At 42.0% G+C, this 783-nt stretch carries 1 protein-coding gene; it reads right to left on the bottom strand.

Annotated features, from left to right (window positions below):
• Positions 1–783, bottom strand: a 783-nt coding sequence (locus MUW73_RS04310) for a hypothetical protein (RefSeq protein ID WP_243575306.1), incomplete at both ends; no start/stop codon positions are given.

Here is a 783-nt window from a genome sequence, read left to right as displayed (position 1 = left end):
TGATCTTATCTTTAAATACTTGCTTTTCTTGCGCAGATATCAAATTAGAATGGGTTTTCATATCAGCTGGAGAAAGAACGATATATACCTGATGGAAACCTGATGGCCATACCTGATCAGGTATGACTACTAATAAGCCTCTGACAAACCAAAGAGCGCGATCCCAAGCAGCTAGTTGTTGGCTATCTTTGGTATCTTGGGCTACCAAACTATATTGTATCACATGGGCTTGCTCTTCTAAAAATTTAGTAGGGGGATCTGTTGCCTTGCCCACCTGTTCCATCAGGCACAAGTTGGGTTGGTCATAAGGTGCTCTACCTATCAACAGTGGACCAACTAGATCCGTTCCGTGCACTTGACCATCTGCAGAGGGTAAGGCGATGAAACTTTTGCCTTTAGCACAACCGCTAGTCAGTAAATGAAATAACCTATTGCCCACTGCTTCTTTAGCTAATTGATCTAAATCCTTTATTTCTTCAGCTAGGTTTTGTGCTAACTCTTCCTGTAAAGCTTTCGTAGAAGCGCCAGCCTCTAGGCTATAATGCTGCAATGCTTGCGCGGGGAGATAAGAAAAAGATTTTTTATCCTTATGGCTTACCTTTTTCCCTATAGCTAGCCCTAGCTTAGCTGCTAAGCCTGATTTAATAAAGCCACAGCCATCATGGGGGCGTAATTGCACGTTATTACGCAGCCTAAATGGATGGCAGACCTTTGGATCATAATTTCTATATATTTTTATCCTAAATTTCCCCTCTAAGACCGAATCTTTTTGATCCGTTCTGC

It is taken from the genome of Candidatus Cardinium sp. cByotN1 (assembly GCF_022810525.1).
Lineage (GTDB): Bacteria > Bacteroidota > Bacteroidia > Cytophagales > Amoebophilaceae > Cardinium.
This window is presented reverse-complemented; position numbering and strand designations above follow the sequence as displayed.